Here is a 16,584-nt window from a genome sequence, read left to right as displayed (position 1 = left end):
CCCCGGCAGTCAGCGTGAGCCCTCGCGCGCGGGCGTCCGCCCGGCAGTCAGCGCGAGCCCTCGCGCGCGGGCGTCCGCCCCGGTGGTCAGCGCGAGCCCTCGTGCCCGGGCGTCCGCCCGGCAGTCAGCGCGAGCCCTCGTGCCCGGGCGTCCGCCCTTCCAGGACCGCCTTCAGCCCGTCCGTCAGGTCCTGCGCGGAGGGCGCCGAATCGGTGTCCATCAGCCACTGGACCATGACACCGGCGAGCAGCGCCTGACAGAAGAGGCCGGCCACCCGGGCCTTCTCGGGCTCGGCCTCGGGGTCGATGCCGAGCATGTTCTCGGCGAGCCCGTCACGGCCCGCGCGCTGCGGAACGGCGAGGGCCTTCTGCAGTTCGGGGTCGGAGTCGATGCGGGAGATGACCTCCATCTGGAGCTGCCAGACGGCGCGGGTCTGCTCGTAGCTCCCGATGACCCGCTCCCAGGTCTCGCGGAACTGGTCGAGCGGCGCGGCCGGCACCTCGGGCTCCGCCTCGGCCGCGTCCTCCTCGCCGCCCTTGGTCAGCATCTCGCCCCACTCCTCCGTCACCTTGACGAAGGCGAGGTTCAGCAGGGCCTCCTTGGAGCCGTAGTGGTAGCCGATGGAGGCGAGGTTCGTCCCCGACGCGGCCACGATGTCGCGCGCCGTCGTGCGCGAGTACCCCTTCTCCAGCAGGCAGCGCTTCGCGCCTTCGAGCAGATCCTCACGATGTCCCATGACAGCAGCGTACCCGGCATGCAGACGTTTGTGTAAGACGCGCGTCTAAATGCCGGGCACGGTCACCTGCCGGACACGGGAGCCGGCGGCGGGATGTCTCAGTCGGTGAGGTTCACCGAGCGGGCCGAGGCCGCACCGATCTCCGAGGAGATCTCGGCCAGCACCGACGGCGGGACGTCGTCGTCAACGGTGAGGACGACCAGCGCCTCGCCGCCCACGTCGGCGCGGGAGACCTGCATGCCCGCGATGTTCAGCCCGGCCTCGCCGAGGATCTTGCCGACCGCGCCGACGACGCCGGGGCGGTCCTCGTAGCGCAGCACGACCATGTGGTCGGCGAGCGCCAGGTCCACGTCGTGCTCACCGATGGCGACGATCTTCTGGAGGTGCTTGGGGCCGGCCAGCGTGCCGGAGACCGCGACCTCCTGGCCGTCGGCCAGCGTGCCGCGGACGGTGACCACGTTGCGGTGGTCGGGCGACTCGGAGCTGGTCGTCAGGCGGACCTCGACGCCGCGCTCCTGCGCGAACAGCGGGGCGTTGACGTAGGACACGGTCTCGTCCACGACGTCCTCGAAGACGCCCTTGAGCGCGGAGAGTTCGAGCACCTTGACGTCGTGCTGGGTGATCTCGCCGTAGACCTCGACGTCGAGGCGGGCCGCGACCTCACCGGCGAGCGCCGTGAAGATCCGGCCGAGCTTCTCGGCGAGCGGCAGCCCGGGGCGCACGTCCTCGGCGATGACACCGCCCTGGACGTTGACCGCGTCCGGCACGAGCTCACCGGCGAGCGCGAGGCGCACGGACTTGGCGACCGCGATGCCCGCCTTCTCCTGGGCCTCGTCGGTGGAGGCGCCGAGGTGCGGGGTGCAGACGACCTGGTCGAACTGGAACAGCGGGGAGTCCGTGCAGGGCTCCTTCGCGTACACGTCGAGACCGGCGCCGGCGACGCGGCCCTCCTTGAGCGCGGAGGCCAGCGCCTCCTCGTCCACGATGCCGCCGCGCGCGGCGTTGACGATGCGCACGGTGGGCTTCACCTTGTGCAGGGCCTCGTCGCCGATCAGGCCGAGCGTCTCCGGGGTCTTGGGCAGGTGCACGGTGATGAAGTCGGAGACCTCGAGCAGTTCGTCCAGCGAGAGGAGCTTGACGCCCATCTGCGCGGCGCGCGCGGGCTGCACGTAGGGGTCGTAGGCGACGATCTTCATGCCGAAGGCCGACATGCGCTGGGCGACCAGGACGCCGATGCGGCCGAGGCCGACGACGCCGAGGGTCTTCTCGCTCAGCTCGACGCCGGTGTACTTCGAGCGCTTCCACTCGCCGTTCTTCAGGGCGGTGTTGGCCTGCGGGATGTGGCGCGCGGTGGCCACGAGCAGACCGCAGGCCAGCTCGGCGGCGGTGACGATGTTGGAGGTCGGCGCGTTCACGACCATCACGCCGGCCTTGGTGGCCGAGGAGACGTCGACGTTGTCCAGGCCGACGCCGGCACGGGCGACGACCTTCAGCTTCTTCGCGGCGGCGATGGCCTCGGCGTCGACCTTGGTGGCGGAGCGCACCAGGATGGCGTCGACATCGGCGATCGCGGGGAGGAGCTCGGCGCGGTCCGCGCCGTTGCAGTGCCGGATCTCGAAGTCCGGGCCCAGGGCGTCCACCGTGGCGGGCGACAGCTCTTCAGCGATGAGTACGACAGGTTTCGAGCTCACGTGAGTCCTCACAGATCCAGTGCGGACGGCCGTCCCGACGGCCGCAGGCGTGGAGGGGCTTGCCGCGTGGAAGACGCACGACACTGTGGGCCTGACGCGTGTATGTGGAGAAGTGTAGTCATGCCCGGGGACGCTTTCGGCGCCCTTGGAAAGGATCACCCACACGAGGCCGGCCGACTTGTACACACGTACGACGCCGCCTCTTCCAGCGGTGAAGTGACCCCGGGGGCGGGCCGGGACCCGCCCCCGGAGCGCCGGTGTTACGCGTCCTCGTCGTTGACCCAGCTCATGAGCTTGCGCAGCTCGCGGCCGGTGGTCTCCAGCAGGTGGTCGCCGTCGGCCTTCTTGTACTCGTTGTACTTGGGCAGGCCGTTGTGGTACTCGGCCATCCAGTTCTTGGCGAAGGTGCCGTCCTGGATCTCGGCGAGCACCTTCTTCATCTCGGCCTTGGTGGCGTCCGTGATGATGCGCGGGCCGGTGACGTAGTCGCCCCACTCGGCGGTCTCCGAGATGGACCAGCGCATCTTCTCCAGGCCGCCCTCGTACATGAGGTCCACGATGAGCTTCAGCTCGTGCAGGCACTCGAAGTACGCGATCTCCGGCTGGTAACCGGCCTCGGTCAGGGTCTCGAAACCGGCCTTGACCAGGGCGGCGGTGCCACCGCAGAGAACGGCCTGCTCGCCGAAGAGGTCGGTCTCGGTCTCCTCGGTGAAGGTCGTCTTGATGACCCCGGCGCGGGTGCCGCCGATGCCCTTGGCGTACGACAGGGCGAGCGCCAGGCCGTTGCCCGATGCGTCCTGCTCGACGGCCACGATGCACGGGACGCCGCGGCCCTCCTCGTACTGACGGCGGACCAGGTGGCCCGGGCCCTTGGGGGCGACCATGCAGACGTCGACACCCGCCGGCGGCTTGATGAAGTCGAAGCGGATGTTCAGGCCGTGGCCGAAGAACAGCGCGTCGCCGTCCTTGAGGTTGTCCTTGATGGACTCCTCGTAGACCTGGGCCTGGATCGGGTCCGGGACGAGGATCATGATGACGTCGGCCTCGGCGGCGGCCTCGGACGGGGTCACCACGCGCAGGCCCTGCTCCTCGGCCTTGGCCTTGGACTTGGAGCCCTCGTGCAGACCGACACGGACGTCGACACCCGAGTCACGCAGCGACAGCGCGTGGGCGTGGCCCTGGCTGCCGTAGCCGATGACCGCGACCTTGCGGCCCTGGATGATGGACAGGTCGGCATCGTCGTCGTAGAACAGCTCGGCCACTGGGTCTTCTCCTTGGTGTGCAGGTGTTGCGTCCCACCGTACGGCGGGGTGCGTCAGATACGTTTTCGGGTCTCGCCATACGAGCGGCGCGGCGGGCCCTTGATGGTTGCGCCGTGCTTACGCCGTGCGGTCCAGGGCGCGCAGGGACCGGTCGGTGATCGAGCGCGCGCCACGTCCTATGGCGATGGTGCCGGACTGGACGAGCTCCTTGATGCCGTACTGCTCCAGCATCTTGAGCATCGCCTCCAGCTTGTCGGCGCCGCCGGTCGCCTCGATCGTGACGGCCTCGGGCGAGACGTCGACGGTCTTGGCGCGGAACAGCTGGACGATCTCGACGATCTGGGAGCGGGTCTCGTTGTCGGCGCGGACCTTCACCAGGACGAGCTCGCGCTGGATCGCAGCGGACGGCTCGAGTTCGACGATCTTCAGGACGTTGACCAGCTTGTTGAGCTGCTTGGTCACCTGCTCCAGGGGCAGGTCCTCGACATTCACGACGATGGTGATGCGGGAGATGTCGGGGTGTTCGGTGGTGCCGACCGCGAGCGAGTCGATGTTGAAGCCGCGGCGGGAGAACAGGGCGGTGATCCGGGCCAGGACACCGGGCTTGTTCTCGACCAGGACGGAGAGCGTGTGCTTGGTGGACATGGAAGTCGGTCTCTCTCTGTCTCTCAGTCGTCTTCGTTGTCGCCGAAGTCGGGGCGGACGCCGCGGGCGGCCATGACCTCGTCGTTGGAGGTGCCGGCGGCGACCATCGGCCACACCATGGCGTCCTCGTGGACGATGAAGTCGACGACGACCGGGCGGTCGTTGACCGCGTTGGCCTCGGCGATGACCTTGTCCAGGTCGGCCGGGTCCTCGCAGCGGATCGCATAGCAGCCCATGGCCTCGGAGAGCTTGACGAAGTCCGGCACCCGGGTGCCCTTCGCCGCGTTGCCGTCCGTGTCGGTGCCGGAGTGCAGCACGGTGTTGGAGTACCGCTGGTTGTAGAAGAGGGTCTGCCACTGGCGGACCATCCCGAGCGCGCCGTTGTTGATGATGGCGACCTTGACCGGGATGTTGTTCAGGGCGCAGGTGGTGAGCTCCTGATTGGTCATCTGGAAGCAGCCGTCGCCGTCGATCGCCCAGACCGTGCGGTCGGGCATGCCGGCCTTGGCGCCCATCGCCGCGGGGACCGCGTAGCCCATCGTGCCGGCGCCGCCGGAGTTCAGCCAGGTGGCGGGCTGCTCGTACTGGATGAAGTGCGAGGCCCACATCTGGTGCTGGCCGACGCCCGCGGCGAAGATGGTGTCCGGCGGGGCGAGTTCGCCGATGCGCTGGATGACCTGCTGCGGGGAGAGGCTGCCGTCCTCGGGGAGGTCGTAGCCGAGCGGGTAGGTCTCGCGCCAGCGGTTGAGGTCCTTCCACCAGGCGGTGTAGTCGCCGGTGTTGCCCTCGGTGTGCTCGGCCTGGACGGCCTGGACGAGGTCGGCGATGACCTCGCGGGCGTCACCGACGATCGGGACGTCGGCCGCGCGGTTCTTGCCGATCTCCGCCGGGTCGATGTCCGCGTGGACGATCTTGGCGTACGGGGCGAAGCTGTCCAGCTTGCCGGTGACGCGGTCGTCGAACCGGGCGCCGAGCGCGACGATCAGGTCGGACTTCTGCAGCGCGGTGACGGCGGTGACCGAACCGTGCATGCCGGGCATTCCCACGTGCTGCGGGTGGCTGTCGGGGAAGGAGCCGAGCGCCATCAGCGTGGTGGTGACGGGCGCTCCGGTCAGCTCGGCCAGCACCTTGAGTTCGGCGGTGGCCCCGGCCTTCATGACGCCGCCGCCGACGTACAGCACCGGGCGCTTGGCCTGGGTGATGAGCTTGGCGGCCTCGCGGATCTGCTTGGCGTGCGGCTTGGTGACCGGGCGGTAGCCGGGCAGGTCCATGACCGGCGGCCAGCTGAAGGCGGTCTTCGACTGCAGCGCGTCCTTGGCGATGTCGACGAGGACGGGGCCGGGGCGGCCGGTGGAGGCGATGTGGAACGCCTCGGCGATCGTGTGCGCGATGTCCTCGGCGCGGGTGACCAGGAAGTTGTGCTTCGTGATCGGCATGGTGATGCCGCAGATGTCGGCTTCCTGGAAGGCGTCCGTACCGATGGCACCGGAGGCCACCTGGCCGGTGATCGCGACCATGGGCACGGAGTCCATGGCCGCGTCGGCGATCGGCGTGACGAGGTTGGTGGCGCCGGGACCCGAGGTGACCATGCAGACGCCGACCTTGCCGGTGGCCTGCGCGTAGCCGGTGGCCGCGTGGCCCGCACCCTGCTCGTGGCGGACCAGGATGTGGCGGACCCGGGTGGAGTCCATCAGCGGGTCGTACGCCGGGAGGATGCAGCCGCCGGGGAGGCCGAATACCGTGTCGGCCCCGACTTCCTCAAGAGAACGGATGAGGGACTGCGCGCCCGTGAGGTGCGGGGCGGAGGCGGCGGGCGATCCGCCGTTACGGGCCCGCGGCTGGGGATGGTGGGCCCCGGTGGCCTGCTCGGTCATCGGCATTCTCTTCTCGAAGCTGAGGTTTCTGCGAGTGTTTTACGGCGTTTTGCGAGGTTCGGTGCAACAAAAAACCCCTCGTGCCGTGAGGCAAGCGAGGGGAGCGCGCCGGTGCGGTCTGCAGAGTGTCATGGAGGGACTCTGCTTCAGCCGACGCGCTTTCCAAGTACGAGAATTCGGGTGCGCATGGCATTGACCCTCTCTCCGACGCACGCGGAGTGTCAAGTGGGTGGGACGGGTGTCTCACCATGTGAGCCGGTGAGCGACGGGACCGAACCGCCCGCCAGAGCAGGCTGCGCGGGCACGCCGCCGGGGACCGGGAACGTACCGCGGGCCAGGGTGCGGCGCAGCCGGTATTCGTCGAGCGGCCCGGAGAAGGCCATGCCCTGGCCGTGCGTACAGCCCATGGCGCGCAGCGCGAGGACCTGTTCGGGCACGTCCACGCCGTCGGCCACGGACTGCATGCCGAGGTCGCAGGCGATCCGCAGCAGCCCGCTGGTGATCTTGTGCAGCCGGGCGGACTCGACCACGCCCTCGACCAGGCCGCGGTCCAGTTTGAGCACGTCGATGGGGAGCCGGCGCAGGGCGTTTATCGCGGCGTAGCCGCTGCCGAAGCCGTCGAGCGCGATCCGCACGCCGAGGCGGCGCAGGGCGGCGAGGCGCTGTTCCAGGTCCTCGAAGGAGACCCGTGGGTCGCTGTCCGCGACCTCGATCATGAGCGCCCCGGACGGCAGGCCGTACCGCGTGAGCAGCGCCTCGACGGAGGCGGCGGGCAGCGCCCGGTCGAGCAGTCTGCGGGCCGGGAGGCGGACGGCGACGGAGACCTGGTGGCCGGCCCCGGCCCGGTCGGCGGCCTGCTCGACGGCCTCTTCGAGGATCCAGCGGCTCAGCTCGGCGGTGCGGTCGCTGTCCTCGGCGATCCGCAGGAACTCGGCGGGGGTGAACAGGATGCCCTGGGCGGAGCGCCAGCGGGCCTGGGCGGCGACGGCGGCGACGGTGCCGCTGGCCAGGTGCACCACGGGCTGGTGGAGCAGCGCGAACTCGCCGTCGCGCAGGGCGCCGCGCAGCCGGGTCGCAAGCTCGGAGCGGCGTACGACGTCGGCCTGCATCTGCGGGGCGTACAGCTCGACGCGGTTCTTGCCGCCCGCCTTGGCGCGGTACATGGCGAGGTCCGCGTTGCGCATGAGGTCGTTGGGGGTGATGCCGGGCTCGGCGAAGGCGACGCCGATGGAGGCGGTGACCCGGACCTCGCCGGCCCCGATGCGGTAGGGCTCGGAGAGCGTGAGGCGCAGCCGGTCGGCGATCTCGTGGACCTGGAACTCGCGGGCGTCCTGTTCGCGGCTGCCGTCGCCGACGATGAGCGCGGCGAACTCGTCGCCGCCGAGGCGGGCCGCGGTGTCCCCGGCGCGGACGGCGTCCTGGAGGCGGCGGGCGGCCTGGATGAGGAGTTCGTCGCCCGCCTGGTGGCCGAGCCGGTCGTTGGCCGCCTTGAAGCCGTCCAGGTCGATGAAGAGCACGGCGGTGCCCGCGTCCCCGGCCCGGCGCCCGCCGAGCGCCTGGCGGACCCGGCTGGTGAACAGCGCCCGGTTGGGCAGGTCGGTGAGCGGGTCGTGCTCGGCGTTGTGCTGCAACTGGGCCTGGAGGCGGACCCGTTCGGTGACGTCCCGGCTGTTGAGGATCAGGCCGCCCTGGTGGCGGTTGACGGTGGACTCGACGTTCAGCCAGTCGCCGGAGCCGGAGCGGAAGCGGCACTCGATGCGGGTGGTGGGCTCCTCGGCCGGCGGGGCGGCCAGGAACCGCCGCACCTCGTGGACCACCCGGCCCAGGTCGTCGGGGTGGATGATCGAGGAGAGCTCGGTGCCGACCAGCTCGTCGGCGTCGCGCCCGTAGACGCCGGCCGCCGCGGGGCTGACGTAGCGCAGGATGCCGCTGGGGTCGGCGATCATGATGACGTCGCTGGAGCCCTGGACCAGGGAGCGGAAGTGGTTCTCCTTCTGGGCCAGTTCCTGGGTGAGGGCGATGTTGTCGACGAGCATGATGCCCTGCCGGACGACGAGGGCGAGCACCACCGTGCACCCGGTGAAGACCACGACGCGGTCGACCCGGCGGCCCTCGATGACGTTGTACAGGATGCCCAGCGTGCAGACGGCGGCGGCGAGATACGGGGTCAGCGCGGCCAGCGAGCCGGCGATGGGACGGCTGGTGGGGCGCGCGCCGGCATCCTGGTCCTGGACAGCGTTGCCCGCCTCGCGCGCGGCGCCCCAGGGGGCGTAGGCCAGGAGCAGCGAGCCGGCGAACCAGCCCGCGTCGAGCAACTGGCCGGAGTGGTAGGTCTGGCGCAGCAGCGGCGAGGTGAACAGGGCGTCGCACAGGACGGTCAGGGCGAGCGCGGCGATGGCGGTGTTGACCGCGGCGCGGTTGACGCTGGAGCGCCGGAAGTGCAACGCGAGCACCATGGAGACCAGCACGATGTCCAGGAGCGGGTAGGCCAGCGAGAGGGCGGCGCGGGCCACGCTGTCGCCCTCCACGTCCGCGACGTGCGCGGTGTGGGCGAGGGCGAGGCTCCAGGACAGCGTGAGGAGCGAGCCGCCGATCAGCCAGGAGTCGAGGGCCAGGCAGACCCAGCCGGCCCTGGTGACGGGCCGCTTGGCGAGGACGAGGAGGCCGACGATGGCGGGCGGCGCGAAGCAGAGGTAGAAGAGGTCGGCGAGCGAGGGGCTGGGCACCGGCGCCCCGCGCACGAACTCGTACCAGCCCCATACGGCGTTGCCGCCCGAGGCCATCAGCGAGGAGAGCGAGAACAGCAGCCAGGCGGGCCGGAACCGGTTGTCCGCGGCGCGGGCGAACAGGAAGCAGGAGACGGCGGCGGTCAGGGCGGCGGCGCTGAGGCCGAAGTCGCCCATGAACAGGGCGACCTGGGCCGAGCCCCAGCCGGTGGCCGCGCCCACCGCGTATCCGCCGCAGACCAGGCCGAGGACGAGCTGCGGGAGCAGCGCGGATGTGCGGGCCACCCCGGACTGCCCGGCGAGGAGCGCTCCGCGGGTGCTCGCCGGGGCGCTCACCGCGGTGCCCCCGAGGTGCCCGGCCGGCTGCGGCGCCGGTACACCGGCCCCTCGGCCGGCCGCCGGCCCCGCCGTGTCGGATCGTTCGCCCATCGGCCGTCCATCGCCCGTCGCCCCCCTCGCGTGTGGCTGGCTCCTCGGCGCCGCCCCTGCCCGGCGCGGCCCCCCTTTCGGGACGATACACCAGACTCGTCACTCAGCGACATAGTTCCTCTACTCTCCGTGACGACCTGCGGTGTTGTGGCCACGGAGCGGAGCCGGACGTGCTCGGTGCGTGCTCAGCCGGTGGTGCGTACGACGTTGTCCAGCGGCTCGCCCGCGGCGAACCGGGTGAGCTGTCCGGCGATCAGCCGCTTGGCGCGCGGCAGGAACGCGGAGGTGCTGCCGCCGACGTGCGGGGTGATGAGGACGTGGGGAGCATGCCAGAGGGGGTGGCCGGACGGCAGCGGTTCCGGGTCGGTGACGTCGAGGGCGGCGTGCAGCCGGCCGGACTCGAGTTCGGACAGCAGGGCCTCGGTGTTGACGACCGGGCCCCGGGCGACGTTGACCAGGAGCGCCCCGTCCCGCATCGCGGCGAGGAACTTCGCGTCCACCAGCCCCTGCGTGGAGGGGTTCAGCGGGGTGGACAGAACGACGATGTCGGCCTCGGGCAGCAGTGCGGGCAGGTCGTCGAGCGTGTGTACGGGTCCGCGTGCGGTTGTCCGTGCGGAGCGCGCGACGCGTGCGACCCGCGCGCACTCGAACGGCGCGAGCCGGTCCTCGATGGCCGAGCCGATCGATCCGTAGCCCACGATCAGCACGGACTTGTCGGCGAGCGCCGGGTAGAAGCCGGACCGCCACTCCTCCTCGTCCTGGCCGTGCACGAAGCCGGGGAAGCCGCGCAGCGAGGCCAGGATCAGCGCGAGGGTCAGCTCGGCGGTGGACGCCTCGTGGACGCCCTTGGCGTTGCACAGCCGTACCCCGGCGGGCAGTCCGGCGAGACCCGGCTCGACGTGGTCGATGCCCGCCGACAGGGTCTGCACGACCTGCACCCCGCTCATCCGCGCGAGCGGCCGGACCGCGACCTCCAGGCCCTTCATGTAGGGGACGACGTAGTAGGCGCAGTCGGCGGGGTCGGCGGGGAACTCCTGCGAGCCGTCCCAGAAGTGGTACGTCAGCCCCTCGGGAAGCCCCTCGATCTCATCGGCCGCGAACGGCATCCAGACGGCGGGGGCGGGGGCGGAATGCGTGGTGGAAGTCATGGTCAGGAGGCTATGCGAAGCCCGGCGGGGCGCAGAGGTTAGTTTTGGGGGTGCGGTGCGAGGCGGTGGGAGGGTTCGGGGAGTTGGAGCGCAGGAGTCTGGGTGCGGCGGCGCTCGCCGTGGGTGCGGTCGGTCTCGGCTGCATGCCGATGAGCTGGGCGTACAGCGCCTCGCGGCAGCGGGGCGACCGTGCGCTGCGGGCGGTGCACGCGGCGCTCGACGCGGGCGTCGACCTGCTCGACACCGCCGACATGTACGGCCCGTTCACCAACGAGCTGCTGGTGGGGCGGGCGTTGAAGGGGCGCCGGGCGCAGGCGTTCGTCTCCACCAAGTGCGGGCTGCTCGTGGGAGACCAGCACATCGTGGCCAACGGCAGGCCCGGCTATGTGCGGCGGGCCTGCGACGCCTCGCTCAGGCGGCTGCAGACCGATGTGATCGACCTGTACCAGCTGCACCGGGCCGACCCCGAGGTGCCCGTCGAGGAGACCTGGGGCGCGATGGCGGAGCTGGTGGGCGCGGGCAAGGTCAGGGCGCTGGGGCTGTGCGCGGTCGGGGCGCGGGCATCGCGGCGGCCGGGTGCCCGGATGCATGACGGAACGATCCGGCAGCTGGAGCGGGTGCAGCAGGTCTTCCCGGTGAGCGCGGTGCAGGCGGAGCTCTCGGTGTGGTCGCCGCAGGCGCTGGAGTCGCTGCTGCCGTGGTGCGCCGCCCGGGGTGTGGGCTTCCTGGCCGCGATGCCCCTGGGCAACGGCTACCTGACGGGGACGCTGACGCCGGGGCAGGGTTTCGAGCCGGAGGACCTGCGGGCCAGGCATCCCCGCTTCACGGCCGAGATGATGGCCGCGAACCAGCCGGTGGTGGTGGGGCTGCGCCGGATAGCCGAGCGGCACGGGGCGACGCCCGCCCAGGTGGCCCTGGCCTGGGTGCTGCACCAGGGGCCCCAGGTGGTCCCGGTGCCGGGCACCAAGCAGGCGCACTGGGCCGTGGAGAACGCGGGGGCGGCCGGGCTGTCGCTGACGGCGCGTGACCTGGCGGAGATCGACCGGCTGCCGGCGGCGCGCGAGTCCTGGGACTGAGTGCGCGAACCCCTGATCGCCGAGCGGGAAAGTCCGCCGGCTTGGGAACCTGGGGCGCGGCCGCAGTGTAAGAACGAGGTACAAGCGGCCGTCGAAGGGATCGGTGCGGTGTTCGGATCAGTGCAGGACCCGGTGGGGCCTACGGGGCCCGGCGGGAGCGGTCGCGGGGCGCGGCGGGGCGCGGTGGCCGTGCTGGCGGCCGGCGCCCTGCTGCTCGCGGCGGGGTGCACCTCGCAGGAGGGCGTGGAGAGTTCGGCGGGCCAGGGCGCGAGTTCACCGGCCGGCTCGTCCTCGGCCTCGCCCGGGAAGTCCGCCTCGCCGTCGCCGTCCGCCTCGCGTCCCCCGGTCGATCTGCCGCCCGCCAAGGGCTCGGTGTCGGTGGTCTCGACGCTCACCGAGGGGCTGAAGTCTCCGTGGGGCCTCGCGGAGCTGCCCGGCGGGGACCTCCTGGTGGGTTCCCGGGACAAGGGGACGATCACCCGGATCGACGCGAAGAGCGGCAAGAAGACCCTGCTCGGCACCGTCCCCGGCGTGGCCCCGGCCGGCGAGGGCGGGCTGCTGGGCATCGCCGTCTCGCCGGACTTCGGCACCGACCACCTGGTGTACGCGTACTTCACCACCGCGTCGGACAACCGCATCGCCCGCATGCTCTACGACGAGAACGGCTCCACGCCCGGCCAGCGGCTCGGCGCCCCGGACACCATCCTGCGCGGCATCCCCAAGGGCATGATCCACAACGGCGGCCGGATCGCGTTCGGTCCCGACCACATGCTGTACGCGGGCACGGGCGAGACGGGCGACGACGGGCGCGCCCAGGACGAGAAGTCCCTGGCCGGCAAGATCCTGCGGATGACGCCCGACGGCGAGCCGCTGCACGGCAATCCGGAGGCGGACTCCGTGGTGTATTCGTACGGGCACCGCAACGTGCAGGGCCTCGCCTGGGACGCGGACAAGCGGCTGTGGGCCTCGGAGTTCGGCCAGGACACCTGGGACGAGCTGAACCTGATCGAGCCGGGCGGCAACTACGGCTGGCCCGACGTCGAGGGCACCGCGCACAAGAAGGGCTTCCACGACCCGGTCGCGCAGTGGAAGACCTCCGAGGCGTCACCGAGCGGCATCGCCTACGCCAAGGGCTCGATCTGGATGGCCGGGCTGCGCGGCGAGCGGCTGTGGCGGATTCCGCTGTCCCGTGAGGACGGGGCGGCCAAGGAGCCCATGGCGGACCCGCAGGCGTTCCTGAAGGGCGAGTACGGGCGGCTGCGCACGGTTCTCGCGGCGGGCGGCGACAAGCTCTGGCTCGTCACGAGCGAGACGGACGGCCGGGGCACCCCGAAGTCCGGCGACGACAAGATCCTGCTGCTCAAGGTGGAGTGAGGCCCCACCGCGGCCGTCTCACGGATTCTCCGGCACGGGGTACAGGCGCAGCCGGTGGGCCAGGGCGGCCGCCTCGCCGCGGCCGGTCACGCCCAGCTTGGCCAGGATGTTGGAGACGTGGACGCTCGCGGTCTTCGGCGAGATGTACAGCTCCTCGGCGATGCGGCGGTTGGTGAGGCCCGCCGCGACCAGCCGGTGCACGTCCTGCTCGCGCCGGGTCAGGCCGAAGGACTCCACGGCGGCGGCCGCGGCCCGCAGCTGCTCCTCGGAGGGGTCCCGGACCGGGGACGGCTCGCCGGCGCCGGCCTCGTCCGGGACGACGACCGCCGCGGGCACCTCCTCGGCTGCCGCGTCCCCGGTGCCGGCGAGGGTGATGCGGGCGCGGCCGGCCAGCAGTTCGATGGTCTCGGTGAGCGGGCGGGCCCCGAGGCGTACGGCGGTGCCGTGGGCCTCGCGCAGCAGGCCGGTGGCCGCGGCCCGGCCGCCTGAGGCGACGAGCAGGGCCTCCGCCCAGCGGTGGCGGATCTGCGCCAGCTCGTACGGGCGGTGCAGCGGGGTGAAGGCCCGGGCGGCGCCGGCCCAGTGGTCGGGGGTGTCGGTCCCCTCGGCCCTGGCCAGCTCCGCCTCGATCAGGAGCACGTGGGCGGCCCACACCGGGACGAGGGCCGGCAGCCCCTTGAGGTGGGTGCGGACCAGGTCGAGGATGGCGGGCCGGTCCGGTTCGGTGGCGGGCAGCCCCCGGGCGTCGGCCTCCGCCGCCGCGACGACGTGCAGCATCGGGAAGGCGTACCGCTGGGTCCCGGTGGGAAAGCCCTCGGCGGCCTGGGCCTCGAAGGCGGCGCGGGCCTCGGGGAGGCGCCCCTGCCGCACGGCGAGCTGGATGGCGTGCCGGACGGGGTTGAGGAAGTGCTGCGGCTGCGGATCACTGGAGCCGAAGCACCGGCGGGTCAGCACGAGTTGGCGCTCGGCCTCGGCGAGGTCGCCGCGCGCGAGGGCCACTTCGGTACGCCGGGCCGCGACGAGCCCCTGCGACTTACGCGACAGCGACTTGCGGGCGGCCGCCTCGGTGGTGGCCTCCGACTCGTCCCAGCGCCCCAGCGAGAACAGGGACATCGCCTGGTTGGTGCGGACCCATGCCTCGATGTCGGCGACGCCGTGCTCGTGGCAGATCCCGATGCCGTGGTCCGCGGCGGTGACCGCTTCGAGGGAGCGGCCCATGGCTTCCAGGGTAGAGGGGAGGTTGATGCTGGCGCGGCCCATGATGTCGATGAGGCCCAGCTCGTCGGCCCGGTCGCGGACGGCGTACATCTCGGCGATGCCCTCGTCCACGGCTCCGGCGTCCGCGTTGAGCCAGCCGCGGGTGAGCCGGGCGTGCAGCTCGATGTACTCGTCGCCGACCAGTTGCGCGTACTCCACGGCCCGTTCGGCGGCGGCCAGGGTGTCGGCGCCCGGGCGGTGCAGGGCGCCCCAGCCGGCCACCATCATCAGGACGTCCGCGTGCACCGCGGACGGCGGCAGGCCCCGGACCAGCCGCTCGGCCGTGGCCAGCTCCTCCCAGCCGTCGCCGCGGGTGAGGTCCTGGACCAGGCGGGAGCGCTGCACCCAGAACCAGGCGGCGCGCAGGGCGTCGTCCTCGCCCTCCAGGATGCGCAGCGCCTTCTTGCAGATGGCGAAGGCCCGCTCGCGCTCACCGCCGAGGCGGGCGGCGACGGTGGCCTCGGCCATCAGGTCGAGATAGCTCAGCGGGGTGGTGCCGTCCCGCCCGCAGGCGGGGTAGACCTCGGCGTAGTCGATGGGGCGCAGGGTGGCGCGTACGGCTTCGGGTGCGTCGTCCCACAGCTCCAGCGCCCGTTCCAGCAGGCGCAGTTGTTCGGCGTAGGCGTTGCGGTGGCGGGCTTCGACGGATGCCCTGAGGACGGCGGGCAGGGCCTTGGCCGGGTCGTGCGCCCCGTACCAGTAGCTGGCCAGGCGGGTGGCGCGCTCCCCGTCGCAGACGAGGCCCGGGTCGGCCTCCAGGGCCTCGGCGTAGCGGCGGTTGAGCCGTGAGCGCTCGCCGGGGAGCAGGTCGTCGCTGACGGCCTCGCGGACCAGGGAGTGGCGGAAGCGGTAGCCGTCGCCCTCGGGGGTGGTGAGCAGCAGGTTGGCGCCGACTGCGGTGCGCAGGGCCTCGATGAGGTCGTCCTCGGCGAGGCCGGCTACGGCGGCGAGCAGTTCGTACTCGACGGCGGAGCCGCCCTCGGCGACGATCCGGGCGATCTTCTGGGCGTCGTCGGACAGGGCCTCGACGCGGACGAGGAGGAGGTCGCGCAGCGAGTCGGGCAGGCCGGCGCCGTCACCGCACTCCAGGGTGCAGGCCAGCTCCTCGACGAAGAAGGCGTTGCCGTCGGAGCGCTCGAATATCTCGTCCACGAGGGCCGGTTCGGGGGTGCCGGCGAGAATGCCGGCGAGCTGGCGGCGGACCTCGGACCGGGTGAACCGGGACAGCTCGATGCGGCGGACGGTGCGCAGCCGGTCCAGTTCGGCGAGGAGGGGGCGCAGCGGGTGGCGGCGGTGGATGTCGTCGGCGCGGTAGGTGCCGACGACGACGAGGCGGCCGCTGCGCAGCGTGCGGAAGAGGTAGGCGAGGAGGTGGCGGGTGGAGGAGTCGGCCCAGTGCAGGTCCTCCAGGACGAGCACGACGGCCCGGTCCGCCGAGATGCGCTCCAGCAGCCGGACGGTGAGCTCGAAGAGGCGGGCGGTGCCGTGCTCGTCGAAGCTGCCCTGGCCCGGCTCGCCGAGCTCGGGCAGGAGGCGGGCCAGCTCGCCCTCCTGGCCGGCGCAGGCGGTGGCCATCTCGTCGGGCAGGGCGCGGAGCAGGGCGCGCAGGGCGGTGGAGAAGGGGGCGTACGGCAGGCCGTCGGCGCCGATCTCGACGCAGCCGCCGACGGCGACGACGGCTTCGCGGCGGACCGCCACGGCGAGGAACTCCTCGACCAGGCGGGTCTTGCCGACCCCCGCCTCGCCGCCGATGAGCAGGGCCTGCGGTTCGCCGCCGAACCCTCCGGCGGCACCGGAGGGTTCGGCGGTGGCGCGGGTGAGCGCGCCGGTGAGCGAGGTGAGTTCGCCGGTGCGGCCGACGAACACGGGGCTGACTGACCTGGTCTCCACGTGGCCGAGCATCGCACACGGGTCCGACAGTGCGGTCGGAATTTTCCGGGCGTTCATGCCGTCCGGCCCTGGTCCACCGGGCCCGTCCTACGCGGCGGGGGTGAAACGTCGCCGTTCGCCGCCGGTACTCACCGTCCTCCCGTCCTCCTGGCGCGGGGAGCGGCCGCCGGACCTGCGGGCGCGGCGGGCTTCCACGAGGAGCCGCCGATGGTCGGCGCGGCGCAGGAGTTCGGCCTGCATGATCTTGTGGAGTTCGAGCTCGTACATGGGATGTCCCCCTTGGGTGAGGGCCCGTTCGGGCCTCGGTGGCACGGCGGTCGTCCGCCGTGCCACCACTCTCGTCCCCCAGGGGGGTGCGCCACATCGGGCGAGTTCCGCATCTGCGGGGTGCGGCGGCCTTAGGCACGGGTCCGCACCACCGCAGAGGTGCGGTGGTGCGGCCCGTCCATGCCTTAGGCCGTGTCCGGGAGGTCACC

11 protein-coding genes are annotated in these 16,584 nt (G+C 72.1%); 2 read left to right on the top strand and 9 right to left on the bottom strand.

What is annotated here, in order from left to right; genetic code table 11:
• Positions 1–124 precede the first annotated feature (124 nt).
• The 7 genes from E6R18_RS15260 to E6R18_RS15230 form a co-directional block, all read right to left on the bottom strand.
• Positions 125–736 carry a TetR/AcrR family transcriptional regulator gene (locus tag E6R18_RS15260; RefSeq protein WP_136317436.1) on the bottom strand — a complete coding sequence of 204 codons (612 nt, stop codon included), beginning with the start codon at positions 734–736 and terminating at the stop codon, positions 125–127.
• Between the two features lie 98 nt (positions 737–834).
• On the bottom strand, positions 835–2,427 hold the full coding sequence (serA, locus tag E6R18_RS15255) for a phosphoglycerate dehydrogenase (RefSeq protein WP_136317435.1): 1,593 nt from the start codon (positions 2,425–2,427) through the stop codon (positions 835–837).
• A 260-nt stretch (positions 2,428–2,687) separates the two neighbouring features.
• Positions 2,688–3,689 (bottom strand): ketol-acid reductoisomerase, encoded by a 1,002-nt coding sequence (gene ilvC, locus E6R18_RS15250; RefSeq protein ID WP_018553224.1) that lies wholly within the window; start codon positions 3,687–3,689, stop codon positions 2,688–2,690.
• 117 nt (positions 3,690–3,806) lie between these two features.
• Positions 3,807–4,334: an acetolactate synthase small subunit gene (gene ilvN, locus E6R18_RS15245; protein WP_018553223.1), complete on the bottom strand. Its 528-nt coding sequence runs from the start codon at positions 4,332–4,334 to the stop codon at positions 3,807–3,809.
• 23 nt (positions 4,335–4,357) lie between these two features.
• On the bottom strand, positions 4,358–6,214 hold the full coding sequence (locus E6R18_RS15240) for an acetolactate synthase large subunit (RefSeq protein ID WP_136317434.1): 1,857 nt from the start codon (positions 6,212–6,214) through the stop codon (positions 4,358–4,360).
• Positions 6,215–6,429: 215 nt separating this feature from the next.
• Entirely contained in the window at positions 6,430–9,270 is a 2,841-nt protein-coding gene (locus tag E6R18_RS15235) for an EAL domain-containing protein (protein WP_136317472.1), read from the bottom strand.
• Positions 9,271–9,548: 278 nt separating this feature from the next.
• Entirely contained in the window at positions 9,549–10,511 is a 963-nt protein-coding gene (locus E6R18_RS15230; protein WP_136317433.1) for a 2-hydroxyacid dehydrogenase, read from the bottom strand.
• 83 nt (positions 10,512–10,594) lie between these two features.
• Here E6R18_RS15230 and E6R18_RS15225 point away from each other — a divergent pair, with 83 nt between their 5' ends.
• Together E6R18_RS15225 and E6R18_RS15220 are read left to right on the top strand one after the other, a co-directional pair.
• The gene (locus E6R18_RS15225; RefSeq protein ID WP_136317432.1) at positions 10,595–11,587 is read left to right on the top strand and encodes an aldo/keto reductase; all 993 of its coding nucleotides are present in this window, start codon (positions 10,595–10,597) and stop codon (positions 11,585–11,587) included.
• Positions 11,588–11,770: 183 nt separating this feature from the next.
• Entirely contained in the window at positions 11,771–12,961 is a 1,191-nt protein-coding gene (locus E6R18_RS15220; protein WP_136317471.1) for a PQQ-dependent sugar dehydrogenase, read from the top strand.
• An 18-nt stretch (positions 12,962–12,979) separates the two neighbouring features.
• Here E6R18_RS15220 and E6R18_RS15215 read toward each other — a convergent pair whose 3' ends face one another.
• Together E6R18_RS15215 and E6R18_RS15210 are read right to left on the bottom strand one after the other, a co-directional pair.
• Positions 12,980–16,120 carry an AAA family ATPase gene (locus tag E6R18_RS15215; RefSeq protein ID WP_206308293.1) on the bottom strand — a complete coding sequence of 1,047 codons (3,141 nt, stop codon included), beginning with the start codon at positions 16,118–16,120 and terminating at the stop codon, positions 12,980–12,982.
• A gap of 75 nt (positions 16,121–16,195) precedes the next feature.
• Positions 16,196–16,375: a hypothetical protein gene (locus E6R18_RS15210; RefSeq protein WP_136317431.1), complete on the bottom strand. Its 180-nt coding sequence runs from the start codon at positions 16,373–16,375 to the stop codon at positions 16,196–16,198.
• Positions 16,376–16,584 lie beyond the last annotated feature (209 nt).

It is taken from the genome of Streptomyces sp. A1277, assembly GCF_004795015.1.
Taxonomy (GTDB): Bacteria; Actinomycetota; Actinomycetes; order Streptomycetales; family Streptomycetaceae; genus Streptomyces.
This window is presented reverse-complemented; position numbering and strand designations above follow the sequence as displayed.